This is a genomic window from Sorangium sp. So ce836 (genome assembly GCF_028553905.1).
GTDB lineage: Bacteria > Myxococcota_A > Polyangia > Polyangiales > Polyangiaceae > Sorangium > Sorangium cellulosum_D.
The window spans coordinates 12,595,914-12,616,610 of sequence record NZ_CP102233.1; the positions used below are offsets into that span (position 1 = coordinate 12,595,914).

Genomic DNA, 20,697 nt, shown 5'->3' on the forward strand with positions numbered 1-20,697 from the left:
CGGCGCGGGGCGCTCAGAACGAGTTCGTCGCGACGAAGTAGAGCTGGCCGCCCGGGATCGCGAGCGGGCTCAGGCCGACCGCGTACCCGAAGCGCAGCTGCGAAGAGAGGACGTACCCGGTCGTCAGGCTCAGCCACACCTCGCCGCCGATCGAGGTGTGCAGCTGGGGCGAGTAGAGCAGGCTCCCCTGCGTGAAGAGCGCGAGGTCGTCCGTCTCGAAGCGGTTGAATGCGCCGCCGTGGTCGAGGAAGAGGCTCGCGTCGACGCGGCGCAGGTAGAGCGGCAGCGTCGAGAGGCCGCGATCGGGCTCGAGGACGGGCACGCGGTACTCGAGCGTCTGCGAGAAATACGCGCGGCCGGCCATCACGCCCGGCGCGTAGCCGCGGAGGGTGAACGAGCTATTCGTGACCCCGGTGAGCAGGGTGTCGATGAGCGTGAGGTTCTCGAGATCGTACCCGCCGACCGCGTAGGCGGCGCCCCGAGGGAAGTTGCCGCCGGAGACCGCCCCGGCGACGCGGAAGGCGAGGGTGTGGTCGCCAGGCCAGGGCATCGCGACGTAGGCGCTGAGCGAGGTCGAGAACGCGTAGGTCGTATAGCTGCTGCCCGTCTCCGGGCCGGCGTAATCGAGGCCCGCGTTGAGCGAGATCCCGCGCGGCGCGCCGGAGGCCTCGATCGAGCCCTCGGCGTTCGAGAACGCATAGCCGACGTGCGCGAGGTTCAGCGTGCCCTGCGGCGGGAGGATGGTCCGCGGCGCGTACGGGTCGAGCTTGCTGCCGATGGGGAGCTGCCCCTTGAAGGCGACGCTGCTGAACGACGCGCTCAGGTTCTGCCGCGAGAACTCGCCGCGGATCGGGTAGCTGACGCCCGAGACGACGCCGATCGATCGCTCGTCGTAGGCGACGTAGCGGCCGTTGATGCGGTAGCCGCTGCGCGGCGTCATGGCGTAGTACGCGCGGACGCCGAGGTCGATGGGCAGCCGCCCGTAGGTGTACCCGACGAGGACGGTCGGGGCCGGCGCGTCCGGCTGCACGGTGAGCTCGCCGAAGACCGAGTGACGACCGACGATGTCCGAGCCGGTCACGCTCACCGTCAGCGCGTTCGACCCGTAGCTCCCGGGCGCGTAGTCGAGCGTGATCGCGCGCGGCGCGAGCGTCGGAAGCGGGTTGTACGGGGAGCGCTCGATCCGCACCGCCGCGGGCGCGGTCGGGGGATCGGGGCGATCGGTCGGGGGCGGCGGCGCCGGGAGGAAGCGCGCCGGATCGAGCGGCATGACGAAGAGGTCGTGGCCGCGGGACGTATATCCGACATAGACAAGCGTCTTGCCGTCGGGGCTGATCGCCGGATGGAAGGCCCCGAGTCTCACGTTGGTGACCTGCCGCAGTGTGCCGGTCGAGAGCGCGTACGCGTAGACGTTGTGGATGCCGGTGCGGTCCGAGGTGAAATAGAGCGTCTCGCCGTCGGGCGACCAGACGGGGCTCATGTCGGTCGCGCGATCGCGCGTCACCTCACGGAAGCTGCCGGTGGCGACGTCGACCACGCGGATGTCGCGGTAGCCGCCGGCGGTCCAGGCGCTGTAGGCGAGGCGCTTGCCGTCGGGAGAGAACGACGGGGAGTAGGCCTGCTCGAAGCGGGCGCTCGGCACGAGATCGCGCCGCTCCGAGAGGGCGCCGTCCCGCGAGAACCGCGCGATCTCGAGGTAGCGGGTGCCCTTGCTGTTGAGCGAGAAGGCGACGAGATCGCCGGTCGGGCTCACGTCCGGGGCCGAGGATCGGAGGCCGCGCGTCAGCGGGCGGCGCGAGGGCTCGTCGCCGTCGGGCGCCTCCTCGCCGCGCGGGAGGAAGACAAGGTCGTCCCGGTAGTACTGATTGCGCCACGGCATGCGCGCCGCGAAGATCATGTCGCCGGCCGGCGTGAACGCCGGTCGCGAGGCCGTGTTGGTGCGCGCGACCAGCGCTTCGTTGCGCTCGGTCCCGGGCGCGGGCGCGGCGAGCGAGAGGCGGTAGATGCCGGGGCGCTCGCGGCCGTCGTCGCGGAAGTAGACGATCTCGTCCGCGGACGTCCGACGCGCGACGGGCGGAACGAACCGCGGGTAATGAACGGTGCGGCCGTGGTGCGTGAGCCGCGCGCCTTCGCGGAGGCCGCGCGCCTCGACGGCCGCCACCTGCTCCCGGTAGAGCCGACGGAGGTGGTCCTTCCAGCCCTCGTACAGCTCGACGTAGGTCTTGCCGGTGACGCGGCGGATGGCGCGGTTGATCCCCCACGGGACGAGCGACGCGCCGTAGTCGGCGGAGACGGCGCGCATCGTGTTCGGCCCGTAGACGTCGAGGATCCAGCCCAAGAACCTCGAGCCGTAGAGGTACCAGAGGGTGCCCTGCGGCCAGCGGAACGGGGAGCTCGAGATCTGATCGAGCCCCGCGATGTTGTCCTCGAGCACGTCGGCGCGCAGGTACATGTCGAACATGGTCGAGCGCATCCGGCCGCCGCTCGTGTGGTTGCTCTCGCTCACGACGGCGAGCCCCTCGATGATCCACCGCGGCTGCACCTGGTTCGGCGAGAACGACTTGCCCACGATCGCGTTCAGGATCGCGGGGATGCCCGAGGTGTTGTCGATGTGCGCGATGTGCGTGAACTCGTGCGTGAGCAGGTCGAGGTACCAGTCGTCGTAGTCGCCGAGCGTCGACATGTCCTCGGGCCCCGACGCGAGGAGGTGGATCGCGTTGTACGGGAGCGTGCCGGCCGATCCGTTCGCGCTCTCCGAGTCGTCGGTGATCACGATCTCGGTGCGGCCCCGCGGGGCGTAGCCGAGCGCGCCCTCGACGCGCCCGTAGATCGTCTCGGCGAGCGAGGCGATGCGCGCCGCGATGGGCTCGAGGCCCTGCGGGTGGTGCACCCGGAAGTGGTCGGTCTCGTAGGTCCAGAACGCGATATCGGGGTCGCCGGTCGCCCGGGCGGGCCGCGGCGCGAGGAGCAGCAGCGCCGCGAGGGCGACGGCGGAGAGGACGGAGGCGGCGCGGTGGAGCGGCCGGCTCGCCCGCGAGCCGGAGCGCGAGAAGAAACGGTTCACCAGGATCGAGGCGGCGTGGCGGCGTCAGAGGTCGTCGTAGAAGAGCGGCTCCCTGTTGCGCGTGAACCGGGAAACGAGCTGACGGCCCTCCGCCGAGATCTGCGTGATCCGGGCGCCGAAGCCCGGCTCGGCCGAGTCCTTCGAGCCGCCGGCCTCGCGCGTCCACCGGACCGCGGCCAGCGCGGTGAACTCGTAGTCGCCCGGCAGGCGGACACGCAAGGTCACGACGGCGCCGATCGGCGGGATCTTGTAGGTCGCGACGAAGATGCCCCCGTGCTCGATGACGTCGTTGCCAGCGAGCCCCTTGTAAAAGTTCGACGGGGTGAGAGCGCCTAGCTCGACGTCGACGACGGCGGCGGGCGCGCGGTTGTCGAGCGGCGGCTGTGCGGCCTGGGGCGGCGGCGCTCGGCGCGCGTCCGCAGCCGGCTGAGGCGCGGCGGGGTACGCGTGCGGGGCCGGCGCATGCCGCGACGGCTGCGGCGAGGGCAGCGTCTGCTGGAGGTGCGGAGGAGCGGCCGCCGCGACGGGCGCAGGGGCGGCCACCGCGACCGGCGGCGGCGCAGCGACCGGGACGGGCGCACGGGCCGCTGCGACGGGTGCAGGCGCAGCTGCCGGGACCGGGACGGGCGCAGGCGCAACCGCGACGGGCGCAGGCGCCGCCGCGACGGGCGCAGGCGCAACCGCGACGGGCGCAGCCGCCGCCGCGACGGGCGCAGCCGCCGCCGCCGCGGGCGCCGCCGGCTGCGCGGTTGCCGCGGCCTGCGCCCTGCTCAGCGCGTGCACCTTGCTCAGCGAGGAGGCGACGTGCTCCATCAAGACGTCGATCACCGGATCGGCCACCGTGATCCTCTGCAGGCGGTTCAAGACGTCGCGCACGTGGCCGAGCGCGATCTCGCTGCCATCGAGGGTCTGTCCCCCGGAGCGCTCGATGCGGTGCATGATGCCCATCGCCTGCGCGATCGGCTCGGCGAGCGCCTCGACCTCCGGCGACACGCCGTTCGACTGGAGCGCATTGAGCGCCGCTGCGAGCAGTTCGCGGGCGCTTTTCGCAAGCTGCGCGGGTTCCGACATGAATCCTCCGAAGGGCGCATCCTACGCGGTCGCGCGCGCGTAGGCTCAGGATTCGATGGCCCGCGCGCCGGCCAGGCGACCCCGCCGGCGCCGCGGCCGGCCGAAGAGCGCGCCCGGGCCGGCCGTCACCCGCTCGGCGCGCCCGACGCCACGAGCGCCGCGAGCTCGCCCGCCGATGCCGGCTCGCCGTCGATCTCCCCCTCCAGCAGCGCGACGGCCGTGTCGCCGGTCCTCACGAGGACCACCCCGCCCTGCGCCACCGCCTCGCCCGGCGCGAGCGCCCCCGGGAAGATCGGCGCCGGCGCGGCCCGCAGGACGATGACGCAGGCGCCCTCGATCTCGGTCCACGCCCCCGGCGCCGGCGCGAGGGCGCGGATGTGCCGGAGCACGCGCTCCGTCGGCCACGACCAGCAGATCGCGCACGCCTCGTCGTCCGGCGCGGGCGCCTCCGTCGCGAGCGCCGGATCCTGGGCGACGCCCGCCACCGCCTCGCCGGCCGCGAACCGGGCGACCGTGCGTCGCAGGACGCACAGGCTCGGCCGGTCCAGCGCGCGGGCGAGCTGCCACGCGGTCCACGCCGGATCGATCGGGAGCCGCTCCTGGTCGAGGATGTCGCCGGTGTCGTACTCCGCCTCGATCCGGTGCGCCGTGACGCCGCTCTCGGCGTCGCCCGAGGCGATCGCCCAGTAGGTGGGATCGGGCCCGCGATGGCGCGGGAGCAGCGAGGGGTGCACGCCGATGCCGCCGAGCCGCGCCGCCCGCACGAGCGACATCGGCAGGCGCGTGGTCCAGAACCAGCTGACCAGGAGGTCGGGCGCGAGCGCCTCGACGCGCGACCTGAGCTCGGGCCGCTCGACGTCGGGGCGCAGGAGGAGCCGCTCGCCGAAGAGGCGGCGGGCGCGGCGGAGCCCCACCGCGTCCGCGCGGCTGATCGCGGCGAGCGCGATCTCGTGGCCGTCGCCGTGGAGCAGCAAGGCGGCCAGCGGGAGGCCGAAAAAGGCGACCCGGAGGGGGCGCTCGCCCGGGCGTCGGCCGAAAAGTTTTCCGTGTCCGAGCAGGCTGATAGGTGAAGGGTCCGATGGCGGCGCCCCCTCCGCAAGGCTCATTTCGTCCGGCGCTCCGGCCCGGCCACCGCTACGACGCGTCCGCCGCGCGCCGACCGATCCTCGTCTTCGAGGACGTATATAAGTCGTACCGCGCGGATCAGCCGGTGCTCCGGGGGATGTCGCTCTCGATCGAGCGGGGCGAGTTCGTGTTCATCACCGGCCCGAGCGGCTCGGGCAAGAGCACGCTCCTCCGGCTCGTGCACCGCACCGAGCGCGTCGACGACGGCCGGATCCTGTTCCTCGGCCGGGACATCGCGCGCCTGACCGACGCGTCGATCCCCGCGCTCCGGCGCAACATCGGCTTCGTGTTCCAGGATTTCAAGCTGGTCCCGAGCTGGACGGTGTTCGACAACGTCGCGATCACGCTCGAGGTCCTCGGCCTGCCGTCGCGCCTGCTCCGGACCCGGGTCGGCGAGGCGCTCGAGCGCGTCGGCCTGTCGGGGCGCGGCGGCGACCGGGCGCAGGTGCTGAGCGGCGGCGAGCAGCAGCGCGTCTCGATCGCGCGCGCGATCGTCGGGGAGCCGACGCTGATCCTGGCAGACGAGCCGACGGGCAACCTCGACCCGCAGCTCGCCATCGATCTGCTCGGGCTGTTCGAGGACATCCACGAGACCGGCACGACGGTCCTGTTCGCGACGCACGATCGGACGCTGCTCGACGTGCGCCCGCGGCGCGTGGTGGTGCTCGACGACGGCAAGGCGACGGACGTGCCGCAAGGCCTCGGCTCCGGCGGCGAGCTCGTCGGCGACGACGGCGACGGCGGCGAGGACGAGATGGACAGCGGCGTGCGCGGCGCGGCGTAGCGCCGAGGCCTCCGGCTCAGGCTCCGGGGATGGGAAGAGGGAACGGGATGCAGACGAGCGAGCGTGACGATCGGCGGAGATGGCTTCGCACCTGGCGGGCCGGGAGGAGCGACTGGCGCCTGCAGGCGCTGTCGATCTTCTCGCTCGCGGTCGCGTTCGTCTGCCTCGCGTCGGCCCTCCTCGTGGTCACGAACCTCATGGCCGTGCGCGATCGCTGGTCGCGCGCGGGCCGCGCCACGATCTACCTGCGCGACAGCGCGACCGACGCGGAGACCGCGGAGCTCACCCGCGCGCTCGAGGGCACGGAGGGGGTCAAGAAGGTCCGCCTGGTGACGAGCGCCGAGGCGCGCCGCGAGGTGGTGCACGACGACGGCGACAAGGCGCTCGCCGCGCTGCCGCCGAGCGCGTTCCCCGCGTCCCTCGAGGTCGGCTTCACCGAGGAGATCTCCGACGAGGCGCTCGCGTCGATGACCGTGAAGCTGCGCGCCCTGCCGGCCGTGGACACGGTGGAGACCTACCAGCGCTGGACGGAGCGGCTCTCGTCGCTCCTCGGCGGCGGCGTGGCCGCGAGCACCTGCCTCGCGGCGATCGTCCTCTGCGCCGTCGTCAGCGTCATCGGCTCGACGATGCGCCTCCTCTTGCACCGCCGGAAGATCGAGGTGGAGGTGCTGAAGCTGGTCGGCGCGACCGACGGCTTCGTGCGCCGGCCGTTCATCGTCGAGGGCGCGACGCAGGGCGCGGCCGGCGCGGCCGGCGCGCTCCTCATGCTCGGCGCGCTGTTCCTGATGGTGCGGGGCCGCTTCGATCACGAGCTCGCCAACCTGCTCGGCGTCTCGCCGTCGTTCCTGCCCTGGGAGGTCGTGCTCGGCATGGTCGCCCTCGGCGCCGCCCTCGGCGCCGCCACCGCGCTGCTCACGCTGCGCAAGATGGTGGCGGTGTGAGGCGCCGCGCCCGGCTCGCGCCGATCGCGCTGGCGCTCTTGACCGGCGCGGCGACCAGCGGCGCCGCGGTCCCGGCGGCCGACGCCCCGTCGTCGCCCCGGGCGTCCCTGGCGGCGCCGGCGGCGCGCCCGAGCTCCGCGCTGGCGGAGAACGATCTCGATCGGCTGCTCGCGAAGCTCGACGCCGAGGAGAAGGCGCTGCGCGCGGAGCTCGACTCCATCGGCCCCGCGCTCGAGCTCACCCGCCGCCGGATGGTCGCGCGCGGCCGTGCGTACTACCGCCACGTCCGCGCCGGCTTCCTCCCGGTGGGCGGCGGGTTCGACGCGCTGGTCGACCACGCCGCCCGCGTGGAGCGCACCCGGCTCGCGCTCGAGCGCGATCTCGCCCGCGAGGCCGAGCTGACCCGGCGCAGCGCCGAGCTCGCGGATCGGCTCACGCACCTCGGCGCGGAGCGCGCGCCGCTCGAGGTGCACCGCGAGGCGATGAACCGCGCGCGGGTCGCGCTGGCCCAGGAGGAGGAGCGCCGCGCCGCGTTCTCGCGCGCGTTCGAGACGAGCGTGCGCCCCGACTACCTCGCGATCTACGGCGCCGACACCGGCCCCGCCGAGCTCGATCGGCGCGCCGGCTTCCGCTCGCTCCTCGGGCGGCTCCCCTTCCCCATCGCCGGCCGCGCCGAGGTCCGCAAGGTGTCGCGCCGCGGCGCCGGCGGGCCCGGCGTCGAGCTCACCGCGCTCTCCGGCGCGCCGGTCCGCAGCGTGGCCGCGGGGCGGGTCGCCTTCGCCGACACCTACGCGGATTACGGGCTCACCGTGATCGTCGATCACGGCGAGCGGCACTACTCGGTGTACGCGAACCTCGGCGCCGCCGACGTGCGCGCCGGCGATCAGGTCGCAGGCGGGGCGCGGGTGGGCACGGTCGGGAGCGGGCCGGACGGCGCGAAGCTCTACTTCGAGCTCCGGCGCGGCGCCGAGGTGATCGACCCGGGTCCCTGGTTCGGGATGTAGCGCGCAGGACCGTAGGACCGCAGGGCGCCTCGCCCGCCGCGAGGCGCCCGTGCGTCGCCCGAGTTGTGCTAAGGCGGCCCTCGTGAATCGCCCTGACGGCCGCGCCCTCGACGTCCACCGCCCGGTGGAGATGATCCTCGGGTTCCACCGCAACGCGGAGGGGTCCGTCCTCTACCGCGCCGGGAGGACGGTCGTGCTCTGCACGGCGTCGGTCGAGCCCACCGTGCCCGCGTGGATGATCGGCAAGGGGGCGGGCTGGCTCACGGCCGAGTACCAGATGCACCCGCGCTCGAGCCCGACCCGGAGGGAGCCGCGCGACGGGCGGGGCAAGGCCCCGAGCGGGCGCACGCAGGAGATCCAGCGGCTCATCGGGCGCGCGCTCCGCGCGGCGATCGACATGAAGCAGCTCGGCGAGCAGACGATCGCGATCGACTGCGACATCCTCGAGGCGGACGGGGGCACGCGGACCGCGTCGATCACCGCCGGGTTCGTGGCGCTCGCGCTGGCGCTCGACCGGATGCGCGCGGCCGGGTCGCTCAAGGGGCCGGCGCTCCGCGATCAGGTGGCGGCGATCAGCGTGGGCCACCTCCCGGGCGGGCTCGCCCTGGACCTCGTCTACACGGAGGACAGCGCGGCGCGCGTCGACATGAACGTCGTGGCGACCGCGGTCGGCGCGATCGTCGAGGTCCAGGCGACCGCCGAGGACGAGGCCATCCCCCGGACGGAGCTCGACCGCATGATCGACCTGGCGCTCGCGGGCGTCGCGTCGCTCGCGAGCGCGCAGCACCGCGCGCTGAGCGACGCCGGCGTCGACCTCGCGGCGCTGTTCCAGACCGATCACTGGAGGGTCGCGTGAGCCGGGAGCCGCTCTGCCTGCTCGCCGCGACCTCGAACCGGGGCAAGCTCGCGGAGCTGCGATCGCTGCTCGCCGATCTCCCGATCGAGGTGCGCTCGCTGGCCGAGGTGCTGCCGGACGCGCCGCCGGTGGTCGAGGACGGCGCGACGTTCCTGGAGAACGCGCTCCTCAAGGTGCGCGCCGGGGCGCTCCGGTCGAGCCTGGTGACGCTCGCCGAGGACTCGGGGCTCGAGGTGGACGCGCTCGGCGGCCGGCCGGGCGTGCGGTCCGCCCGCTTCGCCGGCGAGCACGCGACCGACGCGGAGAACAACGCGGCGCTGCTCGCGGCGCTCGCGGACGTGCCGGACGGCCAGCGTCGAGCGCGCTTCCGCTGCGTGATGGTCCTGCTCGATCCGCGGTCCGCGGAGCAGCCCGTCGTCACCGAAGGGCGCTGCGAGGGGTGGATCGCCAGGCAGCCCACGGGCTCGGGCGGCTTCGGCTACGACCCGCTGTTCGTCGTGGAAGCGTACGGACGGACGATGGCCGAGCTCGGCGAGGCCGAGAAGAACCGCGTGAGCCACCGCGGCGAGGCGGCGCAGGCGATGCGCTCCGCGCTGGAGGCGCTGATCGCGCGGCGGTAGGCCGGCGCGACGCCGTCGGGACGCCCCGACGGCGTTGACCCCGTCCGGGACCGCTTGTAATCGCGACCCGAGGCACCCAAGTACTGCCTGGTGATCGGATCCCCTGATGAAGCAGGACTGGAAGGCCGTCGGAAGCTACGGGACCGTCGGTCTCGAGGTGGTGCTCTGCATCCTGGTCGGCCTGTTCATCGGCCGCTGGCTCGACGCGAAGCTCGGGACCGAGCCGTACCTCGCGGCGCTCTGGTTCTTCTTCGGCCTCGGCGCCGCCGGCAAGGCGGTCCACCGGGCGTGGAGGGAGATGCAGGCGGCGGCCGCGCGCGAGGAGCGCGAGCAGGGGAACCCCGCGCCGATGTTCGACGACCGCAAGGCGCGCGCGGACGAGCGCGCCGCGAACGGCGATCGCCGGGCGGACTCGAGCGACGTCGTCCCCTACCCCGACGAGCGGCAGCCCGCGAAGGAGCACGATGAGCGCTGAGCGAAGCACGGGGACGCGCGGCGGCGGCCCGCCGCACGAGGAGCCCGACGCGGACGGAGAGCCCGGCGTCGGCGACGCGACCATGCGGGCCGTGCTCCGCTGGGTCGCCGGCACCGCCGCGGTCCTGTCCGTGGCCGCGCTGCTCGCGTACGGCGTGCGCGCGGCGCTCGGCGTCGGCATCGGGGGCGCCATCGCCACCGCGAACCTGTACGTCTTCGCGCGCATCGTCGACGCGTTCCTCTCGCGCAGGGGCCACACCGTGTCGTGGACGCTGATCGCGATCATCAAGCTCCTCGGCCTGATGGGCGGCGTCTGGCTCGTCCTGAAGACCGAGCTCGTCTCGGGGGTCGCCCTGATGGTCGGCTACGCCTCGCTCGTGGTCGGCATCAGCCTGGGGACGCTGTTCGGGCCGAAGCCGCCGGACGACGGAGCCCCCCCCGGCGCTCGCGGCTGAGCTCCCGCGCCGGCCGGCGCCGCCGCGAGCGCCCCGCGCGACGCGGCACCGCGTCGGCGCGCTCCAGGGTGCCCACCGTAAAGGAGTTGTGGTAGAGGCGAGGCCCCTCGACCGAGGGCGAACTCCCCCAAGGCGCGCCGGCGCGCGCGGCCGTACCGGCACAGCCGCGCGGCCGTCGGCGCCGCGCATCGACGACGAAAGCCATGCCTGAGCATACAGGGTTCCTCACGTACCTCCTGGCGCAGCTCCCCGGACTCCGGGAGAACGCTCGCAACATCGGCAAGACGTTCATCGGTCACCACACGGTCGACTACCGCGGGACCGAGCCGATCTTCATGAGCCTCCTCATCATGGTGCTGTTCGTGCTGCTCGCGAGCGAGGTGCGCGGGCAGTACCGGCGCCTGAACGAGTCCGTGGTCCCGGAGGACAAGCTCACGCTGCGCACGTTCTTCGAGGCGTTCTTCGGCTACTTCTACGGCATGGCTCGGGACGTGATGGGGCCCGAGAACGCGAAGCGGTACTTCCCGCTCGTCGGGGGCTCGGCGGCGTTCATCTTCTTCTCGAACGCGTCGGCGCTCATCCCGGGCGTGAACCCGCCGACCTCGAACCTGAACGTCACGATCGGGTGCGCGGTCGTGGTGTTCGTCCTTTTCAACTACTACGGGCTGAAGGAGAACGGCTGGGGCTACATCGCCCACCTCGCCGGACCGAAGTGGTACCTGGCGCCGCTCATCTTCCCCATCGAGGTCATCTCCACCTGCGTCCGTCCGGTCACGCTCTCGATCCGGCTCATGCTCAACATCGGGGTCGACCACCTCGTGGCGAGCATCTTCCTCGGGCTGGTCGCGCTGTTCGTCCCGGTGCCGCTCATGTTCCTGGCGATCATCGTCATCGTCGTGCAGACGCTGGTGTTCTGCCTGCTGAGCTGCATCTACATCGGGCTCGCGACGGAGAAGGCGGATCACCATCACTGATCGCTTCGCCTGACCGCTCGGTCAGGCATCACCCGGCGCCGAGGAGAACGGCGCTGGAGGTGAAGAGAAGGCTAGCCAGCCCTCGAAAATCGGATTAGAGGGGCCCCGCTGTCGATGGGTTGCCCCAGAGCGGTGGGTGGACTGCACGAGCGCGTCCCCTACCGAGCAGTCGAAGAGGTCCCGGGAGCGATCCCCGGTTCTCGAGGGGGTGCCGCCCGCGCGGCCCCCGACCCACGCAGATGTACGCATGCAGCCCCGCGGGCTGTGTGGCTTGAAAGGAGCAGATTCGGATGTCGCTGAAGAGCAAGCTGTCGCTGTCCGCCGTTGTCGGCACTGCGCTGGTACTGGTTCCCGCTATGGCGCTGGCGCAGGATGGCGCGGCGTCGAACAAGTACGACGCGAACTCGTGGCTCGCCGTCGCTGCCGGATTCGCGATCGGCATCGCTGCCCTCGGCGGCACCATGGGCCAGGGTCGCGCCGCTGCGGCCGCCCTCGAGGGTATCTCCCGGAACCCGGGCGCCGCGGCCCGGATCCAGACCCCGATGATCCTCGGCCTGGCGCTCATCGAGTCGCTCGTGCTCCTCTCCTGGGTCATCGCCTTCTTCCTCCAGGGCAAGATCGCCCTCTGAGCCAGCGCCGGCCGCGCCCCACGGGGCCCGGCTCCGCTGCTCCTTTCTCCCCTCCGGCTGCGCCGGCCGAGCGCCCCTTCGATGGGACCTCGCCCGCGCGCCCTCTCTCCGCCTGCGCATAGACCCATCGCAGCCGCGGCCCTGCGCGACGGCTCGCGCGCGCCGCGGCTGGCGTGACCCGTCGCGCGCCGCGGTTCGCGCCCTGCGCTAGCGCACGCGCACCACGGTGCCCGGCTCGTGCGCCGTGGGGAGGACCGCCGTCCAGCCGGCGGGGAGCCGCGGCGACGTCCACCAGAACAGCCGCTGCGCGTCGAGCGGGGCCAGGTTCACGCAGCCGTGGCTCCGCACCTGGCCGAACGAGCGATGCCAGAACGCGCCGTGCAGCCCGACCCCCTTGGAGAAGTACTGCACGTAGGGGACGTCCTCCATCCGGTAATAGCGGTCGGCGCCCTCGTCCTCGAGGTTGTCCATGTCCGAGGTGAGCAGCTTGGCCCAGATGCGGAACGTGCCGGCGGGCGTCGCGCGCGACGACCCGGGCGCGCCCTTGCCGGTCGAGACAAGCGTCGCGAACACCGGTCGACGCCCCTCGTAGGCCACGAGCGTCTGCGTCGAACGCTCGACGTCGATCCACCGCTCGCCCGCCTCGACGTCGACCTCGGGCGGCGGCGGCGCCACCGACGGACGCCGGAGATCGCGGAGCGAGATCCACGCCGCCGCGTCGCCGTCCGCGATGCGCGCGAGCTTGCCCGAGGCGCCCTGCGCCTCCTCGAGCGTGGAGACGACCTCGAACCGCGCCTTGCTCTCGTCGGTCCGCGCGAAGCCCGCCGCCGTGCGCGTGAAGAGCGGCGCCCTCTCGGACACGACCCACGCGATCCCGATCTCCGCGGCGCCCGGAGGGACGGTCTCTCCGTGGAAGGCGAACGCGCGCACCGGGCCGAGATCGCGCATCGGCACCCAGAAGCCGCTGTTCGTGCGGCCGTAGCGCGACCCGCCGAGCGCCCGCTCCTCGACGATCGCCACCGCGAAGCCGGGCTCGAGCTGCGCGTCCGGCGCGTCGATGTCGGCCGCCTCGACCCGGCGATAGCCGAACGACCCGTCGGGGCCGACGAAGTAGTAGCGGTACGGGAGCCCGTCGGGCATCTCGCGCCATGTGCGCACGAGCGGGCTGATCGGACCCGCGGCGGAGAGCTCGACGGCGTCGTCGCAGACCCAGGCCGCGGCGCCTACCTCGAGCCAGCGCCCGAGGCAGCCGCCTTCGCGCCGGGCCGCGAAGATGGGCAGCTGCACGTTGCGATCGACGGAGCCGCGCCGGCGCGGGTTGTCGCCCGGCGCCTCGAACAGCGGCTGGTCGCGCTTGAGCACGCGCGCGCTCATGACCCACGCCGGCAGCGGAGCGTCGCCCTCCGCGACCCACGGCGGCAGCTGCGACGCGAGGACCGCGCCGCCCCAGATCGCCGCGCCGAGGGCGACCGCCGCGGCGCCGGCCCTCAGCGTGCCGCGCCGCGCGCGCCGCAGCGCCGCCCCGCGGGGCAGCTCCGAGGGGCCCGCGGCGGCGCCACCACGCTTCGTCATCGTGCGAGCTCCGGCGGAAGGGGCGGGACCGCCGCGATCAGCGGTAGGAGAAGCGCACTTCGTGATCGCAGATCCGGAAGAGATCGCCCTCGACGATGGCCTTCCGGGCGATGCGCTGGCCGTTGTACTCGACGCCGTTCGTCGAGCCCATGTCGACCATGTAGTACTGGCCGTTCAGGAACTCGACCATGGCGTGCTGGCGCGACACGTTCGGGTCCTTGATCGTCAGATCGCTCGACTGCTTGCCGCGCCCGATGATGAACCGGTCCTTGTTCACCACGAACCGCTGCCCCGCGTAGAACGCGGCGAGCGCCGGGCCCGCGGGGACCTGGTTCGGCATCGCCATGTTCATCGGCGGCGGACCCGGCACGCTGGACGCCGCCTGCGGCGGCACGCCGTACCCCGGCGGCGCCATCGGCGGCGCGATGGGCGAGGCGTACCCGGTGCCGCTGCTCAGCGGCGGCGGCGGCCCCGAGCGGCTCGCCGCGGCGCCGGGCATGCTCTGGCGCCCGCCGGGGTTCGTGGCCTGCGACGGGAGCGGCGGCGGCGCGCCGAGGCGGGTCACGCTGGTCGGCGGCGGCGGCGGGCCGCCGACGCGGCCCGGGATGGGCGGCGGAACGGGCAGGCTGGGCCGCTTCCCGCCCGCGCTGCTGCTGCCCGGAGGCGGCGGGGGCGGCGGCGGCGCGCCCGGCCGGACCTGCCCCGGCGGCGGCGGCGTGAGCGCCGGCACCGGCGTCGGTACGGGCCCCACGGGGGACACGCCGTACGGCGGCGAGGGCGCGCCATAGGCGGGCGCGCCGGCCGGCGCGCCGTAGGCCCCCGCGGGCGTCGGCTGCTGCTGCAGGGCGACCATCGGCGGCCCGCCCGGCGGTCCGAAGGGCGGCGGCGAGCCGGGCGTCATCAGCCCGGGCGGCGGGGGCGTCGCGGCCGGGGGCACCGCGCTGGGCTGATGAGCGTGCGGGACCGGCTGGTGTCCGGAGCCGGGCGCCGCGTCGACCCTCGCGGGCGGAGGAAAGGGCGTGCGCGGGCTGTAGCTTCGCTGCCGCGCGTACTGCTTCATCGACTCATTGATGAGGTAGTCGATGGAGCACTCGAGCTCGCGCGCCATCTGCTCGAACGTCTCCCAAAGGACATCGCGACACTGGAACGTCCGTGCGCTTTTCTTGTTCGGATCCGCGCTCATCTCTACCCAACGATAACGGAGGATGAATTGCGCTGGGAAGCCTCCTCCCGGCCTCTTCCCTGCAAGCACCTGATGGCCCTGGGCCGCGCCGAAGGCGCGCTGCGATCGCAAACATGGCCGCGCGAGATCCGCGGAGCGCGCGCGCGGTCCGCCGCGAAGCGCGCGCCCCCGCCGCGCTCCTGCCTGGCGGCGGGATCGCTCGAGGATCCCGCGTGCTGCGCCGGCGCTCGAGTCACTTCTTCTCGCCCTTCTCGATCTCCGGCTTCCTCTCCTGCATGGCCGGCTCGATGCAGTACTGGACGAACTCGCCGACGGTCTTCACGTCCCTGAGCTCGCGCTCGTTCGACCCCTCTTTCTGCACCTCGCACGCCCACTTGCAGTCCGGATCGGCGTCGCAGACCGGCGCGCGGGTGGTATCGCCCTCGAGCGGCTTCACCGCCGGGAGATCGGCGGCCGTGCCGAAGGTGAAGTAGTAGGCGATCGCGCTCGTGCGCACCGGCGCCGGGCCCTCGGTGAAGTGCTTCTTCAGGGCCTCGAGGGGCGAGCCCTCCTTCAGGTCGCCGAACGACGCGCCGTACGTGAGCGCCTCGGGCATGGCGAACCCCTTGCTGTCGGGGAGCCTGCTCATGAACTCGTCGATGTGCTTCGCCGTCGACATCTTCAGGATGGTCGCGGCGGCGGCGCGGCGGATCTTCCACTTGTCGGTCTTGAACAGGCCGTAGAGCTTCTCGACGACGAGCTCGCGCGGCATCTCGCCGACGCGGCGGAAGGCCTGGTCGAGCACCGCGTCGGGCGCGTCCGCGGTCGCGATCTCGAGGATGCGCTGGATGTCGCTCGGGTTGTTGCGGTCGAGCCGGCCCTCGAGCGCGGCGAGGGCGGCCTGGCGGCGCTTCTCGGGCTGGTCCTTGTCCGCCGCGAACCCGAGGAGGAAGTCGACCGACGGCCTGCCGCCGAGCTTCTTCATCGAGCCGAAGACCCGGAAGAGCTCCTCCTCCTGGTACTGCGCGAGCTGCGCCTCGAACTGCTTCTCGGTGGGCGTGATCTTCGACGCGGCGTTCGCCGCCTGGAGCTCGGGCTTCTTGGCGTCGACCCACTCGCTGGAGGTGACGAACTTCGCGATGGCGACGAGGTTCGCCGAGGCGGCTTCCTTCGCCTGTGGGTCGCCGTACTCGGCCACGAGCGACGCCATCTGGTCGAGCCGCTTCGCCTCGCGCGTCATGAGCTTCGGCAGGCCGGCCACCGCGGGCGGGCCGATGAAGCGCAGGAGCTGCTCCATCCCGTAGGCCTGCGAGCGGTCCTCGAGCCGGTGCTCGAAGTCCGCCATCGCCCAGTCGATGAGGGCGGCCTTGAGCCCCTCCTTCAGCCCCTCGTCCGCGATGATCACGGTCCGATCGGACGTGAGCATCGCGTACGCGGCGTCCTTGTAGGGGAACGAGGTGTCGACCGGGCGTGGCTGCCCGGGCGGCGCGACGGGCGGCGGCTTCCTCAGCTCGGCGATGATGGACGGCACGAGCGCGGCCACGATCGACTGCCGGGCCTCCGGCGCCATGGTCGCGAGGGTCTCGACCATGATGCCGATGCCCACGCGCCGGCCCTGCCGCGGCTTCATGCGGATGAGCGACGTGGCCGCCTCGATGCGGAGCGAGTTGTCGTACTTGTCGTGAAACAACACGGCCCTGAGCTTGTCGGGCCCGTGCGCCGTGGTCTCCCACCGGTGGATGTCGTTCTCGTTGACGCGGCACCCGCTCGTCGCGAGCCCCACGCCAGCGGTCGCGAGGCACAGCACAAGAAGGCCCGCAGCGCCGGCGCGCCGCCCTGCTCGTTCGACAGTTTCCATGCGCGTCCCAGGAGGGCCGGGATGGTACCGCCCGCGGCGCTCTGTTTGAAAGAATTTCAAGGGCGGGAAGAGGGGAACCAGGACAAAGATTGCGCGAAATCCGGCCGGAACTCCAGCGCGGCGATGCCCTCCGATGCATCCCCTTGCCGTGCCCCCGCCCCCTGCCATGCCCCCGCCCCCTCCCCGCGCCCCCCTTCCTGCCCCAGCCCATGCCCCCCTCCCATGCCTCTCCCGCCCGCTGAGGCCCGGAGGTCGCTCGCGTCCCCGTGCTCCTGGCGGGCTCAGGCGTGCGTGACGGTGCACGGGAGCGCGCGAAAGCGCCCGTCTCCTCCCGTTGTTTCCCGTTCACTTCCGCTGCCCCGCGATTTTCTGTTTCCCTCCGTTGCTTTCCCCTCCTTCTCAGGCCTCCCAGACTTCTTGCCCCCGGGGTGGAGTGCGCATATGTGAGCAAGGTAGGTTTAGGTAGGCATGAACGTCCCCTTGTTCGCTCCTCGCCGTGCCCAGCCCGCCGCCGGCCTTGGCGAGCCCTTGCGGTCCGGGGCGCGCGGCGCCGCACGGACCAGCCCGGCGGGGGTCTCGGGTCCTGCCGCGCCGCCGGCACACAGCTACGCCCGCGATGCGGCGGCGCTGGTCCTCCTGGTGTCCGCCCTGTACAGCGCCCTCGCGCTCGCGTCGTTTCGCGCGGATCCGCTGCGCCCGGAGATCTCGGGCGACGACTGGGTGGGGCCCGTGGGCGCGGCGCTCGCGGGGGCGTCGGTCCAGGCGGTCGGGGTCATCGCGTGGTTCGTCCCGCTGGAGCTCGCGCTGCTCGCGATGCCGCTGCTCGGGGCGAAGCGCTCGATCGCGAGCCTGTTCCGGCTGAGCGGCGACCTCGTGGTGGTCATCGTGCTCGCGGCGCTCGCGCACGTGGCGTTCCCGCGGGCGGTCGCGTTCGGCGCGATGCCGCTCGGCGGGGCCGTGGGCGAGCTGTTCGGGGAGGTGCTGCGCGCGCTCTTCTCGAACATCGGGTCGTACATCATCGGGCTCACCATCGTCGCGCTCATCCTGATGGGCCGGGCGACGTTCTCGTTCATCGAGCTGGCGCACCGGGCCGAGCAGCTCGCCGTGGCGATCGCCGCGCGCGTCGCCGGCTGGGCGCGCGCGCTCTTCGGGGCGTGGGCCGCGGCGCGCGATCTGGAGCGGCGGGAGGGCGCCTCGGCGCAGGAGGCGCCGCCGATCATCGCGCGCAACTCGAGCCCCGACGCGATCATCGCCGCGCTGGCCGACGACGCGGACGAGCCGCTCTCCGACCCCGCCGCGAGGAGCACGCCCGTCGAGCCGGCCCACGCCGAGGCGCCGGCGCTCGATCTCTGGAAGAGCGCGCCGCTGAGCGCCGCCGCCGAGGAGCCTGCGGCCCCGCCGAAGCCGCGGCGCGGGAGGAAGGCGCAGGCCAAGGAGCCGCGCGAGGCGGCGCCGCAGGGGAGCGAGGCGCGCGAGCCGGTGGTCCGCGGCGGCGAGGCGCACGAGGTGGTGATCCACGGCGGCGAGCCGCGCGAGGTGGTGATCCACGGCGGCGAGCCGCGCGAGGTGGTGATCCACGGCGGCGAGGCGCACGAGGTGATGACCCGCGGCGGCGAGGCGCACGAGGTGGTGATCCACGGCGGCGAGGCGCACGAGGTGGTGGTCCACGGCGCCGAGCCGGACGAGGAGGCGCCCGAGAGCGATGCGCCGCGCGAGGCGGCGCTGCACGGCGCCGGGCCGCGCGAGGGCGCGCAGCGGTTCGTCGAGCTGACCGAGGAAGCGGAGCGCGAAGGAGCGCAGCGCGCCGAGCCGCGCGAACGAGCGCAGCGCGCCGCCGAGCCGCGCGAGAGGGCGCAGCGCGCCGCCGAGCCGCGCCGGCCTGCGCGGCGCCGCGCCGCGGCCCTCGCGGGGTCGCGCGACGCCGCTGCCCTGGAGGACGGCGACGAGTCGCCGTTCGCGGGCGAGGCGCACCTGGTCGAGAGGATCGTCGAGCGGGAGGTGGAGCTCGACGAGGACGACGCGGTCGAGCCCGCGGCGTTCGAGGCGGACGATGACGACAGCGCGGCCGCGTTCGCGGAGCCGGAAGCGCTCGACGTGCCCACGCCGTCGCCCATCCTGCCGGTGCGCGAGCTGCCAGCGCGGGAGCCGGACGCCCACCGCGGCCTGCCCGCTCGCGAGCCGCGCGACCTGCCCGCTCGCGAGCCGCGCGACCTGCCCGCTCGCGAGCCGCGCGACCTGCCCGCTCGCGAGCCGCGCGACCTGCCCGCCCGCGAGCCGCGCGAGCCGGATGCCCGGGCGGCCCACCGCGAGCCTCCTCCCGCCGGCGGCCCGGAGCGGCCTCAGGGCGCCGCGCCGCGCGCGCCGACGATCGTCGACACGAGCCGCGCGCTCGTCAGCGAGAAGCCCGCGGTGGTCAAGGTCGTCCCCGCCACCGGCGAGGGCTTCCGCCTGCCATCGACCGACATGCTCGACGTGCCCGCGGGCGGACGCCTCCAGCTCGACGCGGATCAGCTCAAGGCCACGGCGCAGCTCCTCGAGAAGACGCTCGCCGACTACGGCGTCAGCGGCAAGGTCGAGGAGATCCACCCCGGGCCCACGGTCACGACGTTCGAGGTCTCGCCCGCCGCCGGCACCAAGGTCTCGAAGGTGGCGGGCCTCGCGGACGACCTCGCGCTCGGCCTGTCGCGCAAGGTCCGCATCGTCGCCCCCATCCCCGGGAAGAACCGGATCGGCTTCGAGATCCCGAACGAGCACCGCCTGCCCGTCAACCTGCGCGAGCTCGTCGAGGATCGCCGCTTCGTCGAGATGAAGGCGCCGCTGCCGTGCGTGCTCGGCCGCGACATCATCGGGACGCCGTACTTCGCCGACCTCGCGTCGATGCCGCACGTCATCGTCGCGGGCGCGACCGGCGCCGGCAAGAGCGTCGGGCTCAACGTGATGCTCGTGAGCCTGCTCTTCCGCAAGACGCCGGACGAGCTCCGGCTCCTGATGATCGATCCCAAGGTCGTCGAGCTCGCGCCCTTCGACCGCATCCCGCACCTGCTCCTGCCGGTCGTGACGGACATGAAGCAGGCGGCGAACGCGCTCAAGTGGGCCGTCGACGAGATGGAGCGGCGCTACCAGCTCTTCGCGAACGCGGGGACGAAGAACATCACGACGTACAACGCGTGGGTCGAGCGCGTGCACCGCGGCGAGGCGCGCCCGCCGAAGCCGCCGCCCAAGGTGAGCGCGATCGGCGCGGACGGGCTCGAGGTGGAGGTCGACGCGGCGAAGGACGGCTCCGACGCGGCGCTGCCGGAGAAGATCCCGTTCATCGTGATCGTGGTCGACGAGTTCGCCGACCTGATGATGCAGCAGGGCAAGGACGTGGAGGCGAGCGTGGCGCGGCTGGCGCAGAAGGCGCGCGCCGCCGGCATGCACGTCATCCTCGCGACGCAGCGGCCGAGCGTCGACGTGATCACCGGCATGATCAAGGCGAACTTCCCCACGCGCATCGCCTTCCGCGTCGCGCAGAAGGTGGACAGCCGCACGATCCTCGACGAGCAGGGCGCCGAGCACCTGCTCGGCCGCGGCGACATGCTGATCAAGATGAACGGCTCGAACGAGACGCGGCGCGTCCAGTGCCCGTTCTGCTCGGAGGAGGAGGTCCAGAAGATCACCGACTTCCTCCGGCTCCAGGGCGAGCCGGTCTACGACGAGGCGATCCTCCGGCCCCGGGACGACGAGGGCGAGGAGCCCGACACCTCCGACGCCGAGGCCGATCCCATGTACGACGCCGCCGTGAGGATCGTGGCCGACACCCGGCGCTGCTCGACCTCGTGGCTGCAGCGCAAGCTCGGCGTCGGCTACAACCGCGCGGCCAAGCTGGTCGAGGCCATGGAGAAGCGCGGGCTCGTCGGGCCCGCGAACGGCGCCAAGGATCGCGAGGTGCTCATCGCGCCGATCTGACCCGCGCGCACATTTGCGTTGACGCCGCTTCGCAACGCGTGTTGGCACGCCGTCGACCGGGACGCGCGCCCCCGATCGGATGTGGAGGAGAGCACAGCGCCGACCTTTCCGCCGCCGAGGTCGCGCGCTAGCATCGTGGTTCTTTTGACTTTCCCGTTCG

Annotated in this window: 16 protein-coding genes; 10 read left to right on the plus strand and 6 right to left on the minus strand. The window is 73.3% G+C overall.

The genetic code is table 11. The features are described 5' to 3' along the window. Window positions 1–13 precede the first annotated feature (13 nt). The 3 genes from NQZ70_RS46035 to NQZ70_RS46045 all read right to left on the minus strand — a co-directional run bounded on the left by NQZ70_RS46035 (window position 14) and on the right by NQZ70_RS46045 (window position 5,109). The gene (locus NQZ70_RS46035; protein WP_129579887.1) at window positions 14–3,064 is read right to left on the minus strand and encodes a BamA/TamA family outer membrane protein; all 3,051 of its coding nucleotides are present in this window, start codon (window positions 3,062–3,064) and stop codon (window positions 14–16) included. Between the two features lie 24 nt (window positions 3,065–3,088). Next, window positions 3,089–4,135, minus strand: coding sequence for a hypothetical protein (locus NQZ70_RS46040; protein WP_207217650.1), 1,047 nt, complete (start codon window positions 4,133–4,135; stop codon window positions 3,089–3,091). A gap of 125 nt (window positions 4,136–4,260) precedes the next feature. Beyond that, window positions 4,261–5,109 carry a methionyl-tRNA formyltransferase gene (locus NQZ70_RS46045; protein ID WP_237244663.1) on the minus strand — a complete coding sequence of 283 codons (849 nt, stop codon included), beginning with the start codon at window positions 5,107–5,109 and terminating at the stop codon, window positions 4,261–4,263. A 92-nt stretch (window positions 5,110–5,201) separates the two neighbouring features. Between NQZ70_RS46045 and NQZ70_RS46050 the strand changes: the two genes are divergently transcribed. From NQZ70_RS46050 to NQZ70_RS46090, 9 genes are all read left to right on the plus strand, one after another. Beyond that, window positions 5,202–6,044 carry a cell division ATP-binding protein FtsE gene (locus NQZ70_RS46050; protein WP_237244664.1) on the plus strand — a complete coding sequence of 281 codons (843 nt, stop codon included), beginning with the start codon at window positions 5,202–5,204 and terminating at the stop codon, window positions 6,042–6,044. A 29-nt stretch (window positions 6,045–6,073) separates the two neighbouring features. Next, a complete protein-coding gene (locus NQZ70_RS46055; RefSeq protein WP_272826972.1) occupies window positions 6,074–6,985 on the plus strand; it encodes an ABC transporter permease in 912 nt (303 codons plus the stop codon). Beyond that, the gene (locus NQZ70_RS46060) at window positions 6,982–7,989 is read left to right on the plus strand and encodes a murein hydrolase activator EnvC (RefSeq protein WP_129579890.1); all 1,008 of its coding nucleotides are present in this window, start codon (window positions 6,982–6,984) and stop codon (window positions 7,987–7,989) included. Before NQZ70_RS46055 ends, NQZ70_RS46060 begins: the two co-directional genes overlap by 4 nt. 82 nt (window positions 7,990–8,071) lie before the next feature. Beyond that, on the plus strand, window positions 8,072–8,845 hold the full coding sequence (gene rph / locus NQZ70_RS46065) for a ribonuclease PH (RefSeq protein ID WP_061622322.1): 774 nt from the start codon (window positions 8,072–8,074) through the stop codon (window positions 8,843–8,845). Then, a complete protein-coding gene (gene rdgB, locus NQZ70_RS46070; protein ID WP_129579891.1) occupies window positions 8,842–9,465 on the plus strand; it encodes an RdgB/HAM1 family non-canonical purine NTP pyrophosphatase in 624 nt (207 codons plus the stop codon). Before rph ends, rdgB begins: the two co-directional genes overlap by 4 nt. 106 nt (window positions 9,466–9,571) lie before the next feature. After that, on the plus strand, window positions 9,572–9,940 hold the full coding sequence (locus NQZ70_RS46075; protein ID WP_129579892.1) for an AtpZ/AtpI family protein: 369 nt from the start codon (window positions 9,572–9,574) through the stop codon (window positions 9,938–9,940). Further along, window positions 9,930–10,394, plus strand: coding sequence for an ATP synthase subunit I (locus NQZ70_RS46080; protein WP_129579893.1), 465 nt, complete (start codon window positions 9,930–9,932; stop codon window positions 10,392–10,394). The genes NQZ70_RS46075 and NQZ70_RS46080 overlap by 11 nt, the downstream gene beginning before the upstream one ends. A gap of 203 nt (window positions 10,395–10,597) precedes the next feature. Continuing rightward, on the plus strand, window positions 10,598–11,368 hold the full coding sequence (gene atpB, locus NQZ70_RS46085; protein WP_129579894.1) for a F0F1 ATP synthase subunit A: 771 nt from the start codon (window positions 10,598–10,600) through the stop codon (window positions 11,366–11,368). Window positions 11,369–11,658: 290 nt separating this feature from the next. After that, entirely contained in the window at window positions 11,659–11,997 is a 339-nt protein-coding gene (locus tag NQZ70_RS46090; RefSeq protein WP_061622327.1) for an ATP synthase F0 subunit C, read from the plus strand. Window positions 11,998–12,204: 207 nt separating this feature from the next. On the opposite strand, the gene NQZ70_RS46095 is transcribed toward NQZ70_RS46090, so the two are convergent. The 3 genes from NQZ70_RS46095 to NQZ70_RS46105 form a co-directional block, all read right to left on the minus strand. Beyond that, a complete protein-coding gene (locus tag NQZ70_RS46095; RefSeq protein ID WP_129579895.1) occupies window positions 12,205–13,569 on the minus strand; it encodes a L,D-transpeptidase in 1,365 nt (454 codons plus the stop codon). Window positions 13,570–13,606: 37 nt separating this feature from the next. Then, the gene (locus NQZ70_RS46100) at window positions 13,607–14,752 is read right to left on the minus strand and encodes an FHA domain-containing protein (protein ID WP_129579896.1); all 1,146 of its coding nucleotides are present in this window, start codon (window positions 14,750–14,752) and stop codon (window positions 13,607–13,609) included. A 232-nt stretch (window positions 14,753–14,984) separates the two neighbouring features. After that, window positions 14,985–16,589 (minus strand): hypothetical protein, encoded by a 1,605-nt coding sequence (locus NQZ70_RS46105; protein WP_129579897.1) that lies wholly within the window; start codon window positions 16,587–16,589, stop codon window positions 14,985–14,987. Window positions 16,590–17,057: 468 nt separating this feature from the next. Here NQZ70_RS46105 and NQZ70_RS46110 point away from each other — a divergent pair, with 468 nt between their 5' ends. Further along, window positions 17,058–20,537 (plus strand): DNA translocase FtsK 4TM domain-containing protein, encoded by a 3,480-nt coding sequence (locus tag NQZ70_RS46110; protein WP_129579898.1) that lies wholly within the window; start codon window positions 17,058–17,060, stop codon window positions 20,535–20,537. Window positions 20,538–20,697: the final 160 nt, after the last annotated feature.